This window comes from Vibrio sp. 1562 (genome assembly GCF_033340155.1).
GTDB classification, from domain to species: Bacteria; Pseudomonadota; Gammaproteobacteria; order Enterobacterales; family Vibrionaceae; genus Vibrio; species Vibrio alginolyticus.
In genome coordinates this window covers 1-583 of sequence record NZ_JAWOVY010000579.1, presented here as the reverse complement: position 1 = coordinate 583, position 583 = coordinate 1, and the positions used below count along the sequence as shown (strand labels likewise).

The 583-nt window shown below is 38.1% G+C and carries 1 protein-coding gene; it reads left to right on the top strand.

All coding sequences use genetic code 11. The annotated features are described in order from the left end of the window. Positions 1–583: DUF6279 family lipoprotein (locus tag R7Z49_RS26495; RefSeq protein WP_318112630.1), on the top strand; the 583-nt coding region annotated here is incomplete at both ends.

The following is a 583-nucleotide window of genomic DNA, read 5'->3' as shown; positions in this document are numbered from 1 at the left end:
ACTACGTATCGCTTAACGATGAACAAGAAACGTTGTTAGAAGAGCGACTATTGCTATTAGCAGATTGGCATAAGAAAGAAGAATTACCGTTATATATCGATCACTTAAAAGAGCTTGAGAATATTAATGCAAACAATATTACTCTTGCGTTTTTGCAGCAAAACCGAGAAAAAATGAAAGCGCACTATGACCGTATAGTGTCGAGATCGGCGCCAGATTTGTTCTCTTTGAGCTTACAACTGACGCCAAAGCAACAACAAGAGTTTTTGCAAAACGTGCGAAAGGACTATCAAGAAAGAAACGCAAAATATGCGGATAAAACCGAAGCAGAGATCAGAGAGATTATTTTAGAGAATACAGAGGAGTGGATGGAAGAATGGATTGGGGAATTGAATAGCGATCAAAAACGGTACGCAAAACAAATTTCCCAGCAAACGATTTTGAATAGTCCACTTTGGCGAAATTATCGCGCTTCAATATATCAAGAGTTGGAATACCTTTTTGAAAATCAGTCCAACAGTGTTGTCTATCAACAAGTATTTATGCAGTTATTGTTCGAGCCGGAAAGCTATTATAGCGAGCA